The 19,731-nt window shown below is 59.7% G+C and carries 19 protein-coding genes; 2 read left to right on the forward strand and 17 right to left on the reverse strand.

Annotation, left to right across the window (positions count from 1 at the left end; genetic code table 11):
- Positions 1–2: 2 nt before the first annotated feature.
- From RRH01S_RS27070 to RRH01S_RS27115, 10 genes are all read right to left on the reverse strand, one after another.
- Positions 3–260 carry a GlsB/YeaQ/YmgE family stress response membrane protein gene (locus RRH01S_RS27070; protein WP_007693459.1) on the reverse strand — a complete coding sequence of 86 codons (258 nt, stop codon included), beginning with the start codon at positions 258–260 and terminating at the stop codon, positions 3–5.
- A gap of 55 nt (positions 261–315) precedes the next feature.
- Positions 316–1,761, reverse strand: coding sequence for a dihydrolipoyl dehydrogenase (gene lpdA, locus RRH01S_RS27075; protein ID WP_012651372.1), 1,446 nt, complete (start codon positions 1,759–1,761; stop codon positions 316–318).
- 54 nt (positions 1,762–1,815) lie between these two features.
- Entirely contained in the window at positions 1,816–2,457 is a 642-nt protein-coding gene (locus RRH01S_RS27080; RefSeq protein ID WP_012651371.1) for an SGNH/GDSL hydrolase family protein, read from the reverse strand.
- A gap of 25 nt (positions 2,458–2,482) precedes the next feature.
- Positions 2,483–3,820 carry a pyruvate dehydrogenase complex dihydrolipoamide acetyltransferase gene (locus RRH01S_RS27085; RefSeq protein WP_012651370.1) on the reverse strand — a complete coding sequence of 446 codons (1,338 nt, stop codon included), beginning with the start codon at positions 3,818–3,820 and terminating at the stop codon, positions 2,483–2,485.
- Between the two features lie 15 nt (positions 3,821–3,835).
- A complete protein-coding gene (locus RRH01S_RS27090; protein ID WP_012651369.1) occupies positions 3,836–5,212 on the reverse strand; it encodes a pyruvate dehydrogenase complex E1 component subunit beta in 1,377 nt (458 codons plus the stop codon).
- Positions 5,213–5,230: 18 nt separating this feature from the next.
- Positions 5,231–6,274 (reverse strand): pyruvate dehydrogenase (acetyl-transferring) E1 component subunit alpha, encoded by a 1,044-nt coding sequence (gene pdhA / locus RRH01S_RS27095; RefSeq protein WP_007693451.1) that lies wholly within the window; start codon positions 6,272–6,274, stop codon positions 5,231–5,233.
- A gap of 157 nt (positions 6,275–6,431) precedes the next feature.
- Complete coding sequence (locus RRH01S_RS27100; protein ID WP_012651368.1) at positions 6,432–6,743, reverse strand: FtsB family cell division protein; 312 nt, start codon at positions 6,741–6,743, stop codon at positions 6,432–6,434.
- Positions 6,744–6,985: 242 nt separating this feature from the next.
- Complete coding sequence (gene eno / locus RRH01S_RS27105) at positions 6,986–8,260, reverse strand: phosphopyruvate hydratase (RefSeq protein WP_012651367.1); 1,275 nt, start codon at positions 8,258–8,260, stop codon at positions 6,986–6,988.
- Positions 8,261–8,410: 150 nt separating this feature from the next.
- Entirely contained in the window at positions 8,411–9,250 is an 840-nt protein-coding gene (gene kdsA / locus RRH01S_RS27110) for a 3-deoxy-8-phosphooctulonate synthase (protein WP_012651366.1), read from the reverse strand.
- Positions 9,247–10,134, reverse strand: a complete 888-nt coding sequence (locus RRH01S_RS27115) for a VOC family protein (protein ID WP_012651365.1) — start codon at positions 10,132–10,134, stop codon at positions 9,247–9,249. The genes kdsA and RRH01S_RS27115 overlap by 4 nt, the downstream gene beginning before the upstream one ends.
- Before the next feature lie 404 nt (positions 10,135–10,538).
- Here RRH01S_RS27115 and lexA point away from each other — a divergent pair, with 404 nt between their 5' ends.
- Positions 10,539–11,261 (forward strand): transcriptional repressor LexA, encoded by a 723-nt coding sequence (gene lexA / locus RRH01S_RS27120; RefSeq protein ID WP_007693442.1) that lies wholly within the window; start codon positions 10,539–10,541, stop codon positions 11,259–11,261.
- Here lexA and RRH01S_RS27125 read toward each other — a convergent pair.
- Both RRH01S_RS27125 and RRH01S_RS34935 read right to left on the reverse strand, forming a co-directional pair.
- The gene (locus RRH01S_RS27125; RefSeq protein ID WP_234711754.1) at positions 11,242–12,939 is read right to left on the reverse strand and encodes a ComEC/Rec2 family competence protein; all 1,698 of its coding nucleotides are present in this window, start codon (positions 12,937–12,939) and stop codon (positions 11,242–11,244) included. The two genes, lexA and RRH01S_RS27125, sit on opposite strands and share 20 nt — an antisense overlap.
- Entirely contained in the window at positions 12,940–13,704 is a 765-nt protein-coding gene (locus RRH01S_RS34935; protein ID WP_234711755.1) for a DUF4131 domain-containing protein, read from the reverse strand.
- 283 nt (positions 13,705–13,987) lie between these two features.
- On the opposite strand from RRH01S_RS34935, the gene gltA reads away from it, so the two are divergent.
- On the forward strand, positions 13,988–15,277 hold the full coding sequence (gene gltA, locus RRH01S_RS27130; protein ID WP_007693439.1) for a citrate synthase: 1,290 nt from the start codon (positions 13,988–13,990) through the stop codon (positions 15,275–15,277).
- Between the two features lie 29 nt (positions 15,278–15,306).
- Here the strand turns inward: gltA and lpxB are convergent, their stop codons facing one another.
- From lpxB to lpxD, 5 genes are read right to left on the reverse strand one after another with little or no spacing between them, the layout of a single operon-like run.
- Complete coding sequence (gene lpxB, locus RRH01S_RS27135; protein ID WP_012651364.1) at positions 15,307–16,488, reverse strand: lipid-A-disaccharide synthase; 1,182 nt, start codon at positions 16,486–16,488, stop codon at positions 15,307–15,309.
- Positions 16,485–17,366 (reverse strand): LpxI family protein, encoded by an 882-nt coding sequence (locus RRH01S_RS27140; protein ID WP_012651363.1) that lies wholly within the window; start codon positions 17,364–17,366, stop codon positions 16,485–16,487. Before RRH01S_RS27140 ends, lpxB begins: the two co-directional genes overlap by 4 nt.
- Before the next feature lies 1 nt (position 17,367).
- A complete protein-coding gene (lpxA, locus tag RRH01S_RS27145) occupies positions 17,368–18,183 on the reverse strand; it encodes an acyl-ACP--UDP-N-acetylglucosamine O-acyltransferase (protein ID WP_007693431.1) in 816 nt (271 codons plus the stop codon).
- Positions 18,180–18,653: a 3-hydroxyacyl-ACP dehydratase FabZ gene (gene fabZ, locus RRH01S_RS27150; protein ID WP_007693429.1), complete on the reverse strand. Its 474-nt coding sequence runs from the start codon at positions 18,651–18,653 to the stop codon at positions 18,180–18,182. Before fabZ ends, lpxA begins: the two co-directional genes overlap by 4 nt.
- Entirely contained in the window at positions 18,646–19,713 is a 1,068-nt protein-coding gene (lpxD, locus tag RRH01S_RS27155; protein ID WP_012651362.1) for a UDP-3-O-(3-hydroxymyristoyl)glucosamine N-acyltransferase, read from the reverse strand. Before lpxD ends, fabZ begins: the two co-directional genes overlap by 8 nt.
- Positions 19,714–19,731 lie beyond the last annotated feature (18 nt).

The raw sequence follows: 19,731 nt of genomic DNA on the forward strand, positions 1-19,731 counted from the left end.
CCTTAAGCTATCAATCTCGCAAATAGCACCACGACAATCGCGCCCACCGTCGCGTGAATGATCTCGACGACCAGTGGGCTTTCAATTCCCAGCGAGATCCCGAACCAGTTGAACAGGAACCCGCCAACGAAAGCACCGATCACGCCGCTGACCAGGCAACCGATCAAACCACCGCCGCCGCCAACGATCAGGCTGGCGAGAAACCCCGCCACCAGACCGATCAGAAGAAAGACGACCCAAGCTTCCGTGCCGATAGACATGATGATTTCCTTTGCTATTTTCCACCCTCAACATAGAGGGCGTGCAAGGAAATTATCAAGCGTTCAGTACGCGGCCATAGGCGTCCAGCACGGCTTCCTTCATCGATTCCGAAACGGTCGGATGCGGGAAGATCGTGTGCATCAGTTCTTCTTCCGTCGTCTCCAGGTTCATGGCGACGACAAAGCCCTGGATCAGTTCGGTGACTTCAGCGCCGACCATGTGGGCGCCCAGCAGCTCACCGGTCTTCTTGTCGAAGATGACCTTGACCATGCCCTGATCTTCGCCGAGCGCGATCGCCTTGCCGTTGGCGACGAAGGAGAAACGGCCAACGCGGATATCGCGGCCCTGCTCCTTGGCCTTGGCTTCCGTCAGGCCGACGGAGGCGACCTGCGGATTGCAATAGGTGCAGCCCGGCACCTTGCTCTTGTCGGTCGGATGCACGTTCGGCAGGCCGGCGATCTTCTCGATGCAGACAACACCTTCATGCTCGGCCTTGTGCGCCAGCATCGGCGGGCCGGCGACGTCGCCGATTGCATAGATGCCCGCTACATTGGTCTTGCCATAGCCGTCGATAACAACGCAGCCGCGATCGGTCTTCACGCCGAGCGCTTCAAGGCCCAGATTCTCGATGTTGCCCTGCACGCCAACGGCGGAGATCATGCGGTCGGCAACGATCTGCTGCACCTTGCCGTCTTCGGTCTCGACATGGGCGGTGATGTTGTTCGCACCCTTCTCGACCTTGGTGACCTTGGCCTTGGTGAAGATCTTCAGGCCGCGCTTTTCGAGCTGCTTGCGGGCGATGCCGGAGATTTCGGCGTCTTCGACCGGCATGATGGTCGGCATGACTTCGACGACGGTGACGTCGACGCCCATGGAGCGATAGAAGCTCGCGAACTCAATACCGATGGCGCCCGAGCCCATGACCAGCAGCGACTTCGGCAGGACGTCCGGCTTCAGCGCTTCGAAATAGGTCCAGATCAGCTTGCCATCCGGCTCGATGCCGGGCAGAGCGCGCGGACGTGCACCGGTGGCGACGATGATGTGCTTGGCGGTGTAGGTACCCTCGCCCTTGACGTTCTTCGGCAGCGGATGCTGCGGCTCGACGACCGGCTTGGTCGACTTGCCGACGACGATTTCGCCGGGCTTGGTGATCTTGGCTTCGCCCCAGATCACGTCGACTTTGTTCTTCTTCATCAGATAGCCGATGCCCTGATTGAGGCGGGCGGACACCCCGCGCGAGCGGGCGACAACCGCCTTCACATCAGCGCTGACCTTGCCCTCAAGAACAAGGCCATAATCCTTCAGATGGTTGGAATGATCGAGAATTTCGGCCGAGCGGAGCAGCGCCTTGGTCGGGATGCAGCCCCAGTTCAGGCAGATGCCGCCCAGGTGCTCGCGTTCGACGATCGCCGTCTTCAGGCCAAGCTGACCGGCGCGCACGGCGGCGACATAGCCGCCTGGACCGGAACCGATGATGATGACGTCGTAATTCTCAGCCATGTGTTTCCTGCCTTTTTGGTGGCGGCCGGTAAAGCGTCAGCCTGCCCTGAATTGTTAGATACCCAGCATCATGCGCACGATCGACTCTACGCCACGACCAAGCGCCCGGGTGTTTTCCGCATCGAGATGCACGCCATCGAGCGGCGTAGTGACGGCTACCGAAGCGCCGTCGAAAAAGCCGCAGCCTTCCTCGTCGGCAAGATCGCGGTAAAGCGTTGCCAGCTTGCCTGACTCCTCGACCCCGCCAAGGAAACTTGACGCGAAAGCCGCATTGGCTGTTTCGGTGATAACAGGCGGCGCGACGATCAGAATATCGGGGACCTCATGATCGAAACCCCATGTATGATTGCGCACGAGCTGGATCAACCGCCGCACACCCTGCATCGCCGCGAAAGCGGGACCCGCAACAACCGGCTTCATGTCGTTGGTGCCGAGCATGATGATGACGAGATCGAGCGGCGCATGCGTCTGCAGGATCGTCGGCAACACCCTTGCGCCATTGCGGTCGCAATCGGCAAGGTGATCATCGAAAGCCGTCGTGCGGCCGTTCAGCCCTTCCGGGATGACCCGGGCCTGATCGCCGAGCGCCTTTTGCAGCACGCTCGGCCACCGATCTTCGAAGGCATGACGACCGATCGTTTCGGCGTTATAGCCCCATGTGAGCGAGTCGCCATAACACAGAACGGTCTTGGTCATGCATGCCTCCGTTTGACGTCAAGGCTCAGACGAGCATCCCCATCGGGTTTTCGATGTAGCCCTTGAAGGCGCCCAGGAGTTCGGCGCCGAGTGCGCCGTCGACGGCGCGATGGTCGGTCGACAGCGTGACGCTCATCACGGTGGCAACAACCATTTCGCCCTTCCGGACAATCACCCGCTGCTCACCCGCGCCCACAGCGAGGATGGTCGCATGCGGCGGATTGACGACGGCGGCGAAGTTCTTGACGCCCATCATGCCCATGTTGGACACGGCGGTGGTGCCGCCCTGATATTCCTCGGGCTTCAGCTTACGCTCCTTGGCGCGCTTGCCGTAGTCCTTCATCTCGTTGGAGATGGCAGACAGGGTCTTCAGCTCGGCGCTGCGAATGATCGGCGTGATCAGGCCGCCCGGGATGGAAACGGCAACGCCGACATCGGCATGCTTGTGCTTGACCATGTTGCTGTCGGTCCAGGAAACGTTCGCGTCCGGCACGTCGCGCAGAGCCAGCGCCAGGGCCTTGATGACCATGTCGTTGACAGAGAGCTTGTAGGCCGGAACGCCGTCCTTTGACTTCGGAGCGGCATCATTGAGCTGCGTGCGCAGCGCCAGCAATGCATCCAGCTCGCAATCGACAGTGACGTAGAAATGCGGGATGGTCTGCTTAGATTCCTGCAGGCGCTTGGCAATGGTCTTGCGCATGCCGTCATGCGGCACGAGTTCGTAGGAACCGGGCTCGAACAGCTTGAGAACGGCATCGTCCGACTGGCCCTTTGCCAAAGCGGGTGCCGGGGCAGCTGCAGGCTGGGCAGCCGGAGCGGCCTTGGCAACACCACCGCCGGCAGCAGCGGCTTCGATGTCCTTCTTGATCACCCGGCCGTGCGGGCCGGAGCCGACAAGCGCGGTCAGATCAATGCCGGCGTCCTTGGCAAGGCGACGGGCAAGCGGCGATGCGAAGGTGCGCTGACCATCCGTCGCTACCGGAGCCGATGCCACGGCAGGAGCGGCCGAGGCCACCGGAGCAGGCGTTGCCGCAGGAGCGACAGCAACAGGCGCAGCTTCTGCCTTTGGCGCCGCGGCCGGAGCCGCACCAGCGCCGGAAGCAGCCGCTGCAACATCCTCGCCTTCGCCGGCCAGAACCGCGATCAGCGCGTTGACCTTGACGCCTTCGGTCCCGGCGGGAACGAGGATCTTGGCAACTGTACCTTCATCCACGGCTTCGACTTCCATCGTCGCCTTGTCGGTCTCGATCTCGGCGATGACGTCACCGGACTTGACCTTGTCGCCTTCCTTGACCAGCCACTTGGCGAGGTTGCCCTCTTCCATGGTTGGTGAGAGGGCAGGCATGGTGATGTTGATAGGCATCGAAAAGCCCTCCCCTTATTTGTAGCAAACGGCTTTCACCGCATCGACCACTTCGCCGACATTCGGAAGCGCCAGCTTCTCGAGGTTGGCGGCGTAGGGCATGGGAACATCCTTGCCGGCAATCGTCAGGATCGGCGCATCGAGATAGTCGAAGGCCTGCTGCATGACGCGGGTCGCGATTTCCGTGCCGACGGAGGACTGCGGATAGCCTTCCTCGACGGTCACCAGACGGCCGGTCTTCTTGACGGATTCGATAACCGTCGGCAGGTCCATCGGGCGGATGGTGCGCAGATCGATCAGCTCGACATCGATGCCCAGGGCTTCCAGCTCGGCAACCGCCTTGATGGAATAGGACATGCCGATACCGAAGGAGACGATCGTCACGTCCTTGCCTGTCCGATGAATACGAGCCTTGCCGATCGGCAGAACGAAATTGTCGAGCTTCGGCACGTCGAAGTGCTGGCCGTAGAGAATTTCGTTTTCAAGGAAGACAACCGGGTTCGGATCGCGGATCGCCGCCTTCAGCAGGCCCTTGGCGTCGGCTGCCGAATAGGGCATCACGACCTTGAGACCGGGAATCTGGCTATACCATGCAGAATAATCCTGGCTGTGCTGAGCGCCGACGCGGGCTGCAGCACCATTCGGGCCGCGGAACACGATCGGAGCGCCCATCTGGCCGCCGGACATGTAGAGCGTCTTGGCAGCAGAGTTGATGATCTGGTCGATCGCCTGCATGGCGAAGTTGAAGGTCATGAACTCGATAATCGGACGAAGACCGGCCATGGCAGCGCCGACGCCGACACCGGCAAAGCCGTGTTCGGTGATCGGGGTATCGATGACGCGGCGAGGACCGAACTCCTGCAGCAGGCCCTGGGTGATCTTGTAGGCACCCTGGTATTCGGCGACTTCTTCACCCATGACGAAGACGTCTGGGTTGTCGCGCATTTCTTCGGCCATGGCGTCACGCAGTGCTTCGCGCACCGTCATCGACACCATTTCCGTGCCGGCCGGGATTTCCGGATCAGCAGGAGCAGCGGCCTTCGGCTGTGCCGGAACGGGCGCCGGAGCAGCAGCTGCTGCCGGTGCTTCGGTCTTGACCGGTTCGACAGCCGGAGCAGCCTTGGCGCTGGAGATGTCGGACGCGGATTCACCGTCCTGCAGCAGGATGGCGATCTTGGCGTTGACCTTGACGCCTTCGGTGCCGGCTTCGACCAGCAGCTTGCCGATGATGCCTTCGTCAACGGCTTCCACTTCCATGGTGGCCTTGTCGGTTTCGATTTCCGCAATGACGTCGCCGGATGTGACCTTGTCACCTTCCTGCTTCAGCCATTTGGAAAGAGTGCCCTCTTCCATCGTCGGAGAAAGGGCGGGCATGAGAATATCGATGGGCATGGTTCTTCCCTCCCCGATTTAGAGCAGAATGTCGGTGTAGAGCTCGGATGCATCCGGCTCCGGATCGGCCTGGGCGAAATCGGCACTGTCGGCGACGATGTCGCGGACGTCCTTGTCGATCACCTTCAGGTCGTCTTCCGACGCCCAACCCTTGTCCAGAAGACGGACACGAACCTGCTCAATCGGATCATGCTCGGAGCGCATCTTCTGCACTTCGTCCTTGGAGCGATACTTGGCCGGATCCGACATGGAATGGCCGCGGTAACGGTAGGTCAGCATTTCCAGGATGATCGGACCCTTGCCGGAACGGCAATATTCGACCGCTTCGTCTGCGGCTGCCTTGACGGCGCGAACGTCCATGGCATCAACCTGGATGCCGGGGATACCGAAGGAGGCGCCGCGCTTGGAGAAGTCGGGCTGCGCGGTGGCGCGCGCCGTCGACGTACCCATGGCGTAGCGGTTGTTCTCGATCACGTAGATCACCGGCAGCTTCCAGAGCTGCGCCATGTTGAAGCTTTCGTAGACCTGGCCCTGGTTGGCAGCGCCGTCGCCGAAATAGGCGACGCTGACGCTGTCATTGCCGCGATACCAGTTGGCAAAGCCGAGACCGGTGCCGAGCGAGACCTGCGCGCCGACGATGCCGTGGCCGCCGTAAAAATTCTTTTCCTTGGAGAACATGTGCATGGAGCCGCCCTTCCCTCGGGAATAGCCGCCCTTGCGTCCGGTGAGCTCGGCCATGACGCCACGGGCGCTCATGCCGGCTGCCAGCATGTGACCGTGGTCACGATAGCCGGTGATAACCTGGTCGCCATCCTTCAGGGCCATTTGCATGCCGACAACGACAGCTTCCTGGCCGATATAAAGGTGACAGAAACCGCCGATGAAGCCCATACCGTAGAGCTGGCCAGCCTTCTCTTCGAAGCGGCGGATCAGCAGCATCTCACGATAGGCACTCAGTTCCGCATCGCGGTCAAACTCTGCGATTGCGCCGCCATTGGTTTCTTTGGCAGGCCTCGATGCTGTCTTCCGGCTGGAAACGGACGCGGATTTGCGTGGCGCCATTCAACCCTCCCTGTGTGAGTAGCCTCGTTTTATAGTGTGGCGTAACATAGGGAAGATTGCCCGCCACAGCAATGCTATAATTGCATGGCTCATATTCATCGTAAGTCATTGTTATAACTTCGAAAAACTTAATTAACCTAAATTCGGTTAATTGCGGCTATTTGTTGAAAATGACGATCTCGTCAGCCCGAGAATAAGTCAGCTGATAGCGCGCATACTGATCAAGCATATCCTTGTCCAGCGAGCCATCGCTCAGCAGCGCCACGGCCTTTTCGAGGTGCTCGCGCTTGGCAACGAGATCGGCAAGCTCCTTGCCGCGATCGATCCGACGCTGCTCGAAAACCTCGGTGGCCTTCAGACCGTAATCGCCATGAATACAGTGATAGCCGAAATAGCTGACAAAGGCGATCGTGATGGCGGGAAGGACGAAACGACCGAATCTTCTCTTCTTATGATATTTTGTCCACATACTCGCCCGCTCGAAACGCCCTACGGAGTATGATCTCGAACCTTTGGTCCGCGCAGCGAAAATGCGAAGCGGTTTCCGGATAAGATCATGCCAAATCAAACATCTATCGCGACTCTATCCGGTAGAGATTAACCATCCGTTGACTCTAACGTTTCGCCAACGAAAAACCGCGCCCGAAGGCGCGGTTCAAGACGTCATAGGCTTTCAAGGTGGCCCGGATCATTGTCCGGGCCAAACCCTAATCAGCCGCGAAGAATGGAGCTGCCGGCATATTTTGCCTGCGGGCCGAGGCCTTCTTCGATGCGGATCAGCTGGTTGTACTTGGCAAGACGATCGGAGCGCGACAGCGAGCCGGTCTTGATCTGACCGCAGTTGGTGGCAACTGCCAGATCGGCGATGGTCGAGTCTTCGGTTTCGCCGGAACGGTGCGACATGACGGCCGTGTAGTTAGCCTTGTGCGCGGTTTCGACAGCGTCCAGCGTTTCCGTCAGCGTGCCGATCTGGTTGACCTTGACGAGGATCGAGTTGGCAACACCCATGCGGATGCCGTCGCGAAGACGAGCCGAATTGGTGACGAACAGGTCGTCGCCAACGAGCTGCGTCTTCTTGCCGATCAGATCGGTGAGTGCCTTCCAACCTTCCCAGTCGTCTTCAGCCATGCCGTCTTCGATCGAAACGATCGGGTACTTGGCGGCGAGTTCGGCAAGGTATTCAGCCATGGCGCCGGGTTCAAGCGTGCGGCCTTCGCCTTCCAGCACGTATTTTCCGTCCTTGAAGAACTCGGTCGAAGCGCAATCGAGGCCAAGAGCAACCTCTTCGCCTGGCTTGTAGCCGGCCTTTTCGATCGACTTCATGATGAAGTCGAGGGCAGCAGGAGCGCTGGAAAGGCCAGGTGCGAAACCGCCTTCGTCACCAACATTGGTGTTGTGGCCCTGGGATGCCAGTTCCTTCTTGAGGACGTGGAAGATTTCCGAGCCAATACGCACGGCGTCGCGGAAGGTTTCTGCGCCGATCGGCAGGATCATGAATTCCTGGAAATCGATCGGATTGTCGGCATGGGCGCCGCCGTTGATGATGTTCATCATCGGAACCGGCAGCAGGCGAGCGTGAGCACCGCCGACATAGCGGTAAAGTGGCAGGTTTGCGCTCTGGGCGGCGGCCTTGGCAACGGCAAGCGATACGCCGAGAATGGCATTGGCGCCGATGCGCGACTTGTTCGGCGTGCCGTCAAGTTCGATCATGATGTCGTCGATCTGGATCTGATTTTCAGCATCCATGCCGCCGATCGCGTCGAAGATCTCGGTATTGACGGCTTCGACGGCCTTTTCGACACCCTTGCCGTGATAGCGCTTGCCGCCGTCACGAAGCTCGACGGCTTCATGCGCGCCGGTCGAGGCACCCGACGGAACCGCTGCGCGGCCCAAGCTGCCATCTTCGAGGTAGACATCGACTTCAACAGTCGGATTGCCACGGCTGTCGAGAATCTCGCGGGCGATAATGTCGGTGATTGCGGTCATGATAGCTTCCTGCTCGCTGGGTTATAAATCGATTGAAATCGTCTTAATCGAAGTCGCGGAAATTACAATGCCGCTCCGCACCTCGATCTGGCGCTCCAACAGGCCGCGTATAGCAAGTTCATGTCAGCCTGTTGAATGCCGCTTTAAGTCTCAAGCCTTGGCGATGGCGTCGAAGGCCAGCAGCTTTTCCAGAAGTTGCGGCATGTCCTTCAGATAGACCATGTTCGGACCATCGGACGGCGCGTTATCCGGATCTTCATGCGTCTCGACGAAAACGCCGGCAACGCCAACGGCGACGGCGGCGCGTGCCAGCGTCTCGACGAATCGGCGGTCGCCGCCGGTCGAACCGCCCTGCCCGCCCGGCTGCTGCACGGAATGAGTCGCATCGAAAATCACCGGAGCACCCATGGCCGCCATGATCGGCAGCGAGCGCATGTCTGAGACCAGCGTGTTGTAGCCGAAGGAGGCACCACGCTCGCAGAGCATGATATTCAGATTGCCGCTGTCGTTCAGCTTGGCCAGCACGTTCTTCATGTCCCAGGGCGCCAGGAACTGACCCTTCTTGACGTTGACGACGCGGCCGGTCTTGGCGGCAGCAACGAGAAGGTCGGTCTGGCGCGACAGGAAGGCCGGGATCTGCAGGATATCTACCGTCTTGGCAACGACAGCGCACTGCTCCTCGGTGTGAATGTCGGACAGGACCGGAAAGCCATATTCCTTCTTCAGATCGGCAAAGACTTCCATGGCCTTTTCCAGGCCGATGCCGCGCTTGCCGGAGAGCGACGTACGGTTCGCCTTGTCATAGGAAGACTTGTAGACAAGGCCGATGCCGAGCTTACCGCAGAGCTCCTTCAGAACGCCTGCAACCATGAAGGCATGATCGCGGCTTTCCATCTGGCAAGGGCCGGCAATTAGCGACAGCTTGGCGGTGTTGGAAAACAGAACCTTGGATGCGCCCTCGCCGACGATCACTTCGGAATTGGTGCTCATGCTATCTCCTCGAAGGCGAACAACGCGCCCTGTCCGGGGGCGGGCTTTGCCAGAATACGATTGTTCTTACGCGTGTATGTGACGCCGTTAGCAGCCAAATGCGACGATGTCACGGAAAGATCGCGTGTCTTGAAAAGGATTGCGCGCGCCCGAAGGCCGGGATCGACCGTTGGTACCGGAAAATCGTAAAAGGCTTCCATGCCTTGCGGGGTCAAGACCTCGATCCTGGCGTTCGCCGTCTCGATCGTCAGCCCAAAGGAATGCTCCGATATCTTTGATCCGTCGGCAATCCGCTCGAAGAAGCCCCGGAACACGGCCGGCTTCGGCGTCGACAGGGCGACCCGCGCAATGCCGGTCACACCATTGGCATGCCGCTCCAGGGCGTCACGATCAGCCGGCAGGGGATTGATGCGCTGAGCGCAGAAAGCATAGAAATCCGGCGAGCGCAGATCGGCCGCGAAAGCGAGACGGAAGCCGGCGATCGTTTCAGAGCCATCCGGCATACGCATCGGCCGTTCGAAATTCAGCATGCGCCCGGCCGACATGGCGTTGGCCAGGAATCGCTTGTCATCGGCGGCGGCATCCTTCGTGCCGAGAACGATAGCCGAAAACCCTTCCCCACCGATACGAAAACGATATGCCTGGTCGCGAGCGACGAAAACATTGCCTTCCTCGATGCTTGTTTCGTATTGCTCCTGCGACGCGACGCCCAGGGGCTCCAGATAGGTCTTGTCGGAAAAGAACACGCAGGCATTCTCGGTGCCGAAGGGATGGCGGGCATCGGCAGCGACGGTAAAACCGAGCTTGCCCAGCCGCTCCCGCGCCATGGCAATATTGACAGTCGGCAGAACGAGATGATCCAGCGGATGCGGCGATGAAACCATGGTTTCCCCCTTGGTGCATGCCGCAGGTTTGCGCTCTTCCAACGCTCAATTCAAGATGAAAACGCAGTGTTTTAAACCAGGCAGATCGCAAATGGGAGGGCGCGTTGTCGAATGCTTTGCAACTGCGCGGAAGCCGGAATTGCTCCGGGTTTCAGTGGTCATGCAAAGATAGCCGGCTCCCATTCCCGCAGAATCGATCTTGGTCGATTTCCGCATATGTTTCATTGATCAGCGCTGAAATACTCCGCGGTTTCGCTCACTCGGGACTTGTTATGTTCTCCTTTATTTAATGCGCCGGCAAAACATTCATCGAAAATTAGGGACTTGCGGAACACATATGGAACATATAGTGTCCGTTCTGGATTTGTTTCACGACACCTTCACGATTCTGGGGTTCAAATACGATGTTGACACGCAAGCAGCAGGAACTGCTTCTCTTCATTCACGAACGGATGAAGGAGTCCGGCGTTCCACCTTCTTTCGATGAAATGAAGGATGCGCTGGACCTTGCGTCCAAGTCGGGCATTCATCGCTTGATCACCGCTTTGGAAGAGCGCGGTTTCATCCGCCGTCTGCCGAATCGGGCTCGAGCGCTTGAGGTCATCAAGCTGCCGGAAGCCTATAGTCCGAGCCTGCAGCCGCGCCGCGGCTTCTCGCCAAGCGTCATCGAGGGCAGCCTGGGCAAGCCCCAGCCCGTACAGCCCCCCGCCCCCGCCAAGCCGGCGAACGACGAGAACAACAGCGCCGTTTCCGTGCCGGTCATGGGCCGCATTGCTGCCGGTGTTCCGATCTCGGCCATTCAGAACAACACCCACGATATCACCGTCCCCGCCGACATGCTTGGCTCCGGCGAGCATTACGCGCTCGAGGTCAAGGGCGACTCGATGATCGATGCCGGTATCTTCGATGGCGACACTGTCATCATCCGCAACAGCACCACCGCCAATCCCGGCGATATTGTCGTCGCCCTGGTCGACGATGAGGAAGCAACATTGAAGCGCTTCCGCCGCAAGGGCGCCTCGATCGCACTCGAAGCGGCTAACCCCGCCTATGAGACCCGCATTTTTGGGCCGGATCGCGTCAAGGTGCAGGGCAAGCTCGTCGGCCTCATCCGCCGCTATCACTGACAGGTGACAAGGGCACAATCGGTACACCGAATGCGCCCGTTCGCCAATCATAGGCGCGATGCAAATTCCATGGCCGCGCCAGAGTATCAAAAGCGGTCGTGGCGATCGGCTTGTCGGTGCCGAGATCCATTTCGATGGATCCGGTCCGCCGGAGATTAGCTCCTGTGAAAAGCATTGCCCCTGAGCGGCAACGATCGAGCCGCAGCCGAACGGGGATGACCACAATATTGCCTGTGTCACAGGCCGGGCCAAGATAGGCGGCATTCTCGATGGTGACGAGTATGTCGCCATTGTCCGGCATCGCGACGCACCATGCCTGCTTCTGACAGGCAAAGCCGCCCTGCCCCGCATTGTCCAATGCCGCCTCCATTGACTTACGGACGGCATTCCGTTCCTCAGAGCTCAAACGGCGACGGATATCCGACTTACTGATTTTGGGTAGCTGGCTGTCGGATGCGAGTATCATCAGCGGTTTTTGGTCCGTCATCGACAATGCTCCTTTCCATTGATCGAAGATGAAACTGGGCGGCTTTTCGCGATTGGTCGCCAAGGCGCCGTCTCGTAGCAGCGCGACCAACGTCCCATCCTCGGAAATCATCAGGTCAGGCTTTCTGACATCCGGGCCGAGCGCGACGGCTGCGACGGAACCGATGATTACGAGCGCACCAGCATGTCGCAGCCGTGTTCGCAGCAATGTCATCAACAGGAAGCCGGCAATAACAGCCGGGAACATCCAGGCCGGCTGTCGTCCAAAAGGAATGTCGCCGCCCCAGGCGGCGACCGTCGTGGCGATACCGATGACGAGCTCCAGTCCCTTGCCGGTGACCTGCCAGAATGGAGCATCCAGGCCGAATGGCATCAGCAGCATCGCCGCCATGCCGAACGGCATGACGATGAAGGAGACGATCGGCACGGCCGCGAGATTGGCGGCGAGCCCATATGTCGCCAACCGGTGAAAATGCTCGATCGAGAAAATAGCCGTCGATGCGCCGCCTAGAAACGACGTCGACGCTATGCCGCCGAAAAAGCGCGAGATGAAGAACAACGGCCGCAATATCCGGAAGCGGGAGAAAACGGTTTCCCGATGTCGACGCCGCGTCCAGAGCGTATAACCGGACACCAATGCTAGGGTCGCCGCATAGGACATCTGGAAACTTGGTCCAAGCACTTGCGACGGCGACAGAACGAGAATGATGATCGCCGACAGCGCGACGTTTCGAAGGCTGATGGATGGCCGGTCGAACAGCACGGCAATCAGCATGATTGCCATCATGATGAAAGCGCGTTCGGCCGAAACGCCGAAACCGGAAATGAGGTAATAGGCGGTCACCGTCACCAGCGCACCAAAGGCTGCAATCTTCTTTGTCGGCCAAGCCTGCGCAACGCCGAAAAACAGGCTGAGAACATAACGCAGGCCGACATAGAAGATGCCGGCCGACAACGCCATATTCAGGCCTGAAATAGCGATGATGTGCGTAAGGCCCGCAGTCCGCAGTGCTTCGGTCGTCGCCTCGGAAATTGCCCGTCTCTCATCGGTGACAAGGGCCGCGGCAAAGGCGCCGGTATCGCCGGGCAGCGTCCTTCTGATCCGGTCGCCGATGCTGTTGCGCAAACCGGCAAGCCAGATATCCGCCTTGTCGAGAACCGACCCCTCAACGATATCAGCAGCCGATAGCAACTATGTCGGCGTCCCATAGGCGAAGCCATTCGCGCCGATGCCGTTGAAATAGGCGCTGAAGGCAAAGTCGTTCAAGCCTGGCAAGGCGGGTCCTGCCGGCGGCGTCAGCCGCGCCCTGGTCTGGATGAGATCTCCAAGTTCAAAGGGTTGCTGCTGCTTGCGCACGAAGACGGTCACTCGCTCCGGCGGCCTGCGAATGGTCGGGTTTTCCGTTGCGTCGAGGGCGACGACATAACGCCATCGCTCCTTGTCGCTGGACTCACGTCGTTCAACGCGCCCGGCTATCGTGGTCGTCACCGCTGTATCGAGCATCACCGTCGATGCGCGCCAAGCCTCTAATTGTGCCAAAGCCATCCCGAAACACACCAGCATGCCGGCCAGAAGAAGGTGCCGGAGCCTCGGCCCGGCGTCACGCTTGAGAAAGAAACCGACCGCGAAAATGATGAGAGCGGCAAAGACAGCTTGCGGCGGCGGATCGGCGCCAGCGGTAAACCAGAAAATTGCGCCGATACCGATATAGACCGGCACAAGCAGGATCCCGCGGCCATAATCCGCCTCTTCTTCGATCAAACGGGAAAGGCCGATTCTGATGCGGTCAGCCGCGAGCAGAAGACGTACCGCGGGGGTGGCTTGATCCTGTGTTCGTGCCGGCGGCGCTACTCCGACAAGAGAGGAGTCGTCGCAAAGCCGCCGTTGCGATCGATCAGCCACAACAGCGGGATTCAGGCCGTTCGACTGCCGATCCGGTGCCTCTAAATTAGGCATGCGCCCCCGCGCCCTACGCAAAACTACAGCTATAACGAGATATTTGCCGTCACCAGCTGGTGAATTCAACCGAAATCACGCGTGTGGCGGATAAATCACCTCAGCCGGCACGCGAGCGAGGCAATTTCATCTACCGCAGTGCCCAAAAGTTGATACCGCAATGCACAAATAGCTGTAAGGATAACTTGGCATTAGGCTCTGGATCATATAGCTAATCCCTAGTCGCTTAACCTTTTGGCGCTTTTTATGGCGTCAACCCCCCGCCAAATCTTGGAGGATCAGCATGACGGAACAAAGCGCGAAACTAACTTGGGGCGAAAAGACGGTGGATCTGCCGGTAAAATCCGGAACCATCGGCCCAAGTGTCATTGATATTGGTGCCCTTTATAAGAACACCTCCACTTTCACCTACGATCCTGGCTTCACCTCGACCGCGTCGTGCGAGTCCAGCATCACCTATATTGATGGCGACGAAGGCGTTCTGCTGCATCGCGGTTATCCGATCGACCAGCTGGCCGAACACGGCGATTTCCTCGAAGTCTGCTACCTGCTTCTCTACGGTGAACTTCCGACCGCTGCCCAGAAGAAGGATTTCGATCATCGCGTGACCATGCACACGATGGTGCATGAGCAGATGAGCCGTTTCTTCACCGGCTTCCGCCGAGACGCGCATCCGATGGCCGTCATGTGCGGCTGCGTCGGCGCTCTGTCGGCCTTCTATCACGACTCGACCGACATCACCGATCCGCACCAGCGCATGGTCGCTAGCCTGCGCATGATCGCCAAGATGCCGACGCTTGCCGCCATGGCCTACAAGTACCATATCGGCCAGCCCTTCGTTTATCCGAAGAACGATCTCGATTATGCGTCGAATTTCCTGCGCATGTGCTTTGCCGTTCCTTGCGAGGAATATGTGGTCAATCCGGTGCTCGCTCGCGCCATGGACCGCATCTTCATCCTGCATGCCGATCACGAGCAGAATGCCTCGACCTCGACGGTCCGCCTCGCCGGCTCCTCCGGCGCCAATCCGTTCGCCTGTATCGCCGCTGGCATTGCCTGCCTCTGGGGCCCCGCCCATGGCGGCGCCAATGAGGCTGCATTGAACATGCTGACGGAAATCGGCTCGGTCGACCGCATTCCGGAATTTATCGCCCGCGCCAAGGACAAGAACGATCCGTTCCGCCTGATGGGCTTCGGCCACCGCGTTTACAAGAATTACGATCCGCGCGCCAAGATCATGCAGAAGACGGCGCACGAGGTTCTCGGCGAACTCGGCATCAAGGACGATCCGTTGCTCGACATCGCGATCGAACTGGAGCGCATCGCGCTGACCGATGAATACTTCATCGAGAAGAAGCTCTATCCGAATGTCGACTTCTATTCCGGCATCACGCTGAAGGCCCTGGGCTTCCCCACGACCATGTTCACCGTGCTCTTCGCGCTTGCTCGTACCGTCGGCTGGATCGCCCAGTGGAACGAGATGATCGAGGACCCACAGCAGCGCATCGGCCGTCCGCGCCAGCTCTACACCGGCGAACCGCCGCGCGAATACGTTCCGGTTTCCAAGCGTTAAGCCAAAAGACAGAACAACAAAAAACCCGGTCAGAAATGGCCGGGTTTTTTGTTGACTAAAACCTCAAGGAGGATCGCCGCCGCCTTCTCGCCGGGCGGCTCTTCCGTCTGCATTCGCTCCCAGACCAGATCGTAGCCCTCCAGCATGGCCGCCCGCTCCAGCGTATCGTTCGACAGGCGTTCCATATAGCGCGCCACTTTGCCGGCCCGCAGCACATCGTTGAGGAGCTCGGGCACGACGACGTAATCCGCAATCAGGTTCGGCAACGCGGCCGTCCAGACCTTGATGCGCGACATCACAAACCGGGCAAGCCACTCCGTTTTATACGTCGAGAGGACAGGCACGCCGGCAAGACCCAGCTCCAGGATCACGGTGCCTGAGGCGGCAACAGCCGCATCCGCTTCCGCGAAAACCTTCCATTTGGCCTCCTGGCCGACAAAGACATCCGGCTTTACGCTCCAGTTTTCAACAAGGGAGCGCACCAATGCTTCCTGCCGTGGGACGGTCGGCAGCAGATAGCGAATGCGATCGTTTCGCCGGCTAAGTTCCATCACTGCCTGCTCGAAAACTGGCATGAGTTGGCGGATTTCCGAGGAACGCGAGCCGGGAAGCAGCAGGATCGTCTTTTCGCTATCGGCGGTGCTCACGGTCCGGAGCGCACGCTGGCGGCGGGCCTCGACCAGGCTCGGATCCACCGTCAGGCGATGACCGACATAGGTCGTCGCCGGTCCCGCCAGCCGCTGCATTGCCGTCGGCTCGAACGGCAGGATGGCCAGGACATGATCGACATAGGCGAGCATTTTCTGCGCGCGATATTCCTTCCACGCCCAGACACTGGGGCAGACGTAATTGACCACCGGCAGGTCAGGCAAAGCCGCCCGCACCTTTTTCGCGACGCGATGGGTGAAATCCGGGCTGTCGATGATCAGCAGCACGTCCGGCTTGGCCGCGATGATGGCATTCGCCGTCTGCCTGATGCGGGCAAGCAGCTTCGGTAGCTGCTTGATCACCTGTGCAAACCCCATGATCGACAGTTCGGAATAGTCGAACAGCGATCGCAGGCCTTGCGCCTCCAGCGCTTCACCGCCGACACCGATCAATTCCACCGGGCCGTCATAACGACGCTTCAATGCGGCGACCAGATCGCCGCCGAGCAGATCGCCCGAGACTTCACCGGCGATCACAGCGAGTTTCAGCGGTCTGCTGCTCACATGAACCCCTCCGCGCTGAGGCCGCGGTCGATGCCGCAGATGAAAAGTCCGGCTTCGTCGGCGGCCGCAATCACCGCATCGCGCTCCAGCACCAGCGCCCTGCCCGCCTCCACCGCCACACCGGCAAGGCCGGCCTTCTTGGCGTTCAGCACGGTCGACACGCCGATTGACGGCAAGTCGGCGCGTACATCCTGCTGCGGCTTGCAAAGCTTGACCAGCACGCCGCGGCGGCGCGTCGATATACGCCCTTCGGCACGCAGGCCGGCGACACGCTCGATCATCTGGTCCGTGCCTTCAGCACCTTCCAGCGCCACGACGCGGCCACCGACACTGACAGCGCCTTGCCCGACATCCAGCAGCCCGAGCGCATCGGCAGCTTTCGCACCCTGAGCAATGTCTCTCAAATCCTCTTTAGAAGGAGAAAGCTTGCCTAGCGGCCCGGTAGTCGCCAGCAGGTCCGGTGCTATCTCATGGGCGCCGACAACACGGACACCGCCAGCCTCGATCAGCCGGATAACCATTTGCAAAACGGCATTGTCGCCGCCGGACAAAAGCGTGCGAATGGTCGAGGGCAATTCCTTGATCACCCGCCAGGTCGGATGTATCTCCCGCCAGGCTGGACGGCGCGCGACACCGCCGGACATGACGACCCTGTCGATGCCATAGCGGCGGAACACGGCTTCAAGACCGGCAAAATTGCCGACGCCAAGAGTGGCGTGATCGAAAGCGGACCAATCGCGGTCCGCCTCGTTGGTCAATGCAAGAATGACGGGATCTTCGCCGGCCTGACGGGCGGCTTCGGCGACATAGGCGGGCAAAAAACCACTGCCTGCGATGATCGCCAGCCTGCCCTTGTTGTCCTGACCGCTCGCGGCCACTTCAGCCCTTGCCGCGATTGGGCGACGATAGTGCGCGATCGCTATCGGCGGCGATGAAATCGAGAATCTCCATCGCTTCCTTGCAATCGGCATACTCCTCGCGGATCGCCGTCGCATTGTCGCGGATCGAGCCTTCGCCCTCAAAAATGCTCTTATAGGCGCGGCGGACCCGGTGGATCACCGAACGCTCGATGCCGGCGCGGGTCATGCCGACAATATTCAGGCCCGACAGGACACCCGGATTGCCGTTCAACATGCCGTAGGGAATGACATCGTAACTCGCAGCCGAAAGGCCGCCGACGAAGGCTTGACGGCCGATGCGGGTGAACTGATGCACCGCGCAGCCGCCGCCGAGAATGGCGCGGTCTTCAACGGTGACGTGCCCGGCCAGCATGACGTTGTTCGACATGATGACATTGTTGCCAACGCGGCAATCATGGGCGACATGCGAATTGGCGAGGAACAGGTTGTTGTTGCCAACGACCGTCTTGCCGCCGTAATCAGCCGTGCCAGTGTTAATCGTCACGCCTTCACGGATCGTGCAATTTTCGCCGATATCCAGCGTCGTCTCTTCGCCACCGTGATGCACGCTCTGCGGATCGCCGCCAACGACGGCCATGGGGAATATCTTCGTACCCTTGCCGATCGTCGTCCGGCCGGTCACGACCACATGCGTCAACAGCTGGACAGAATCATGCAGCACGACCTTCGGACCGACATGGCAGAACGGACCGACGACAACATTCTCGCCGATGACCGCCCCGTCTTCAACGACCGCGAGCTTATGAATGCGCGCGCTTTTTGCAATGCTGCTCATGCCTGATCCGGGTCCTTCCGTACAATCATCGCACCGATATCGGCCTCGGCAACCACCGAACCATCGACCTTGGCATCGCAGTGGAACTTCCAGATCGTGCCGCGCTGCTTTTGCTTGACGACATGGAACTCCACCCGGTCGCCAGGAACGACCGGCTTGCGGAAGCGAGCATTGTCGATCGTCATGAAGTAGACGAGGTTGCCGCCAATACCATCCTTGCGAGCGCAGATCGCACCTGCCGTCTGCGCCATGCCTTCGATCAACAAAACACCCGGCATAATCGGCGAGCCCGGAAAGTGCCCAGTGAATTGCGGCTCGTTGGCCGTGACGTTCTTGATACCGATAGCGGAGTTGTCGCTATCGATCTCGATGATCCTGTCGACCATCAGGAACGGATAGCGATGCGGCAACAGCTTCATAATCTCGATGATATCAGCCGACGACAGCGACGTCTTGGCGTCTTCAGTCATGCTCCGCACTCCCATCCTTCTTCTCTCTGGCTCCGGATCGCTTCGCGACCTCGGCCGCCTCTCTCAGAAAATCCCACAAAGGTCGTGCCGGAATACCCGCAAAGCGTTCTCCCGCCGGGATACTGTTCATGACACCGCTCATAGCACCGATCTGAACACCATCACCGATCTGGATATGACCGTTGATGCCTGTATGGCCGCCGATCTGCACGCCATCGCCGATCACCGCACTGCCAGCTATGCCGACCTGGCTGACGATAGCGCAATAACGGCCGATCCGGACGTTATGTCCGATCTGCACCTGATTGTCGATCTTGGTGCCTTCACCAATCACCGTATCATCCATGGTACCGCGATCGATCGTCGTGTTGGCGCCAATCTCGACGTTATCCTGAATGATGACGCGGCCGATCTGTACGATCTTGATCATGCCGCGCGGGCTTGGCGCATAGCCGAATCCATCCTGGCCGATACGCGCGCCATTGTGGATGATGACGCCGTTGCCGAGATAGGAGCACAGAACGCTGGCGCCGCCGCCGATCGTGCAGTGGCGCCCGATCTTGACACCGGGGCCGATAATGGCGCCGGCTCCGATACGGGTTCCCTCGCCGATCTCGGCACCCGGTCCGACGACGGCGCCCGGTTCCACGCCGACATCAGCTTCGAGCTTGGCTGTCGGATCGACGAAAGCGGTTGGCGAAATCAGTGTCGGTGTCGACGTCAACGCAACCGGACGCATGGCTTGCGGATGCAGCAATGCACCGGCCAGCGCGAAATCCGTATGTGGCTTCTTGGAAAGAAGAACCGGAATGTGTTCCGGGACCAAAGAACTCAAGGTCGGCAAACAAATGATCGCCGAAGCCTTGCAGGTCTCCAGTTCCGCACGATTCTTCCGGGAAAGAAGGTAGCAAACGTCGCCATCGCCAGCCCGATAGACCGGCGCAATGGACTTGATGATGACACCCGCGAAGGCCTCATCAGCAAGTTCCGCCCCAAGATGCTCGGCCAGCGCACGGAGGCTGACGCCATCATGGGGCGGGAAAAAACCGATATGTTCCATAAGCACCAGCTCCAGAAC

The sequence above is a fragment of the Rhizobium rhizogenes NBRC 13257 genome (assembly GCF_000696095.1).
Lineage (GTDB): Bacteria > Pseudomonadota > Alphaproteobacteria > Rhizobiales > Rhizobiaceae > Rhizobium > Rhizobium rhizogenes.

What these genes read in the sequence shown, in the direction of transcription:
- RRH01S_RS27115 (WP_012651365.1), bottom strand. Translation starts at nt 10,134, where the DNA reads ATGGTTTCATCGCCGCATCCGCTGGATCATCTCGTTCTGCCGACTGTC.
- RRH01S_RS27070 (WP_007693459.1), bottom strand. Translation starts at nt 260, where the DNA reads ATGTCTATCGGCACGGAAGCTTGGGTCGTCTTTCTTCTGATCGGTCTG.
- lpxD (WP_012651362.1), bottom strand. Translation starts at nt 19,713, where the DNA reads ATGGAACATATCGGTTTTTTCCCGCCCCATGATGGCGTCAGCCTCCGT.
- lpdA (WP_012651372.1), bottom strand. Translation starts at nt 1,761, where the DNA reads ATGGCTGAGAATTACGACGTCATCATCATCGGTTCCGGTCCAGGCGGC.
- RRH01S_RS34935 (WP_234711755.1), bottom strand. Translation starts at nt 13,704, where the DNA reads ATGCCTAATTTAGAGGCACCGGATCGGCAGTCGAACGGCCTGAATCCC.
- fabZ (WP_007693429.1), bottom strand. Translation starts at nt 18,653, where the DNA reads ATGACTGAAGACGCCAAGACGTCGCTGTCGTCGGCTGATATCATCGAG.
- lpxA (WP_007693431.1), bottom strand. Translation starts at nt 18,183, where the DNA reads ATGAGCAGCATTGCAAAAAGCGCGCGCATTCATAAGCTCGCGGTCGTT.
- RRH01S_RS27090 (WP_012651369.1), bottom strand. Translation starts at nt 5,212, where the DNA reads ATGCCCATCGATATTCTCATGCCCGCCCTTTCTCCGACGATGGAAGAG.
- RRH01S_RS27100 (WP_012651368.1), bottom strand. Translation starts at nt 6,743, where the DNA reads ATGTGGACAAAATATCATAAGAAGAGAAGATTCGGTCGTTTCGTCCTT.
- eno (WP_012651367.1), bottom strand. Translation starts at nt 8,260, where the DNA reads ATGACCGCAATCACCGACATTATCGCCCGCGAGATTCTCGACAGCCGT.
- RRH01S_RS27080 (WP_012651371.1), bottom strand. Translation starts at nt 2,457, where the DNA reads ATGACCAAGACCGTTCTGTGTTATGGCGACTCGCTCACATGGGGCTAT.
- pdhA (WP_007693451.1), bottom strand. Translation starts at nt 6,274, where the DNA reads ATGGCGCCACGCAAATCCGCGTCCGTTTCCAGCCGGAAGACAGCATCG.
- lexA (WP_007693442.1), top strand. Translation starts at nt 10,539, where the DNA reads ATGTTGACACGCAAGCAGCAGGAACTGCTTCTCTTCATTCACGAACGG.
- kdsA (WP_012651366.1), bottom strand. Translation starts at nt 9,250, where the DNA reads ATGAGCACCAATTCCGAAGTGATCGTCGGCGAGGGCGCATCCAAGGTT.
- gltA (WP_007693439.1), top strand. Translation starts at nt 13,988, where the DNA reads ATGACGGAACAAAGCGCGAAACTAACTTGGGGCGAAAAGACGGTGGAT.
- RRH01S_RS27085 (WP_012651370.1), bottom strand. Translation starts at nt 3,820, where the DNA reads ATGCCTATCAACATCACCATGCCTGCCCTCTCACCAACCATGGAAGAG.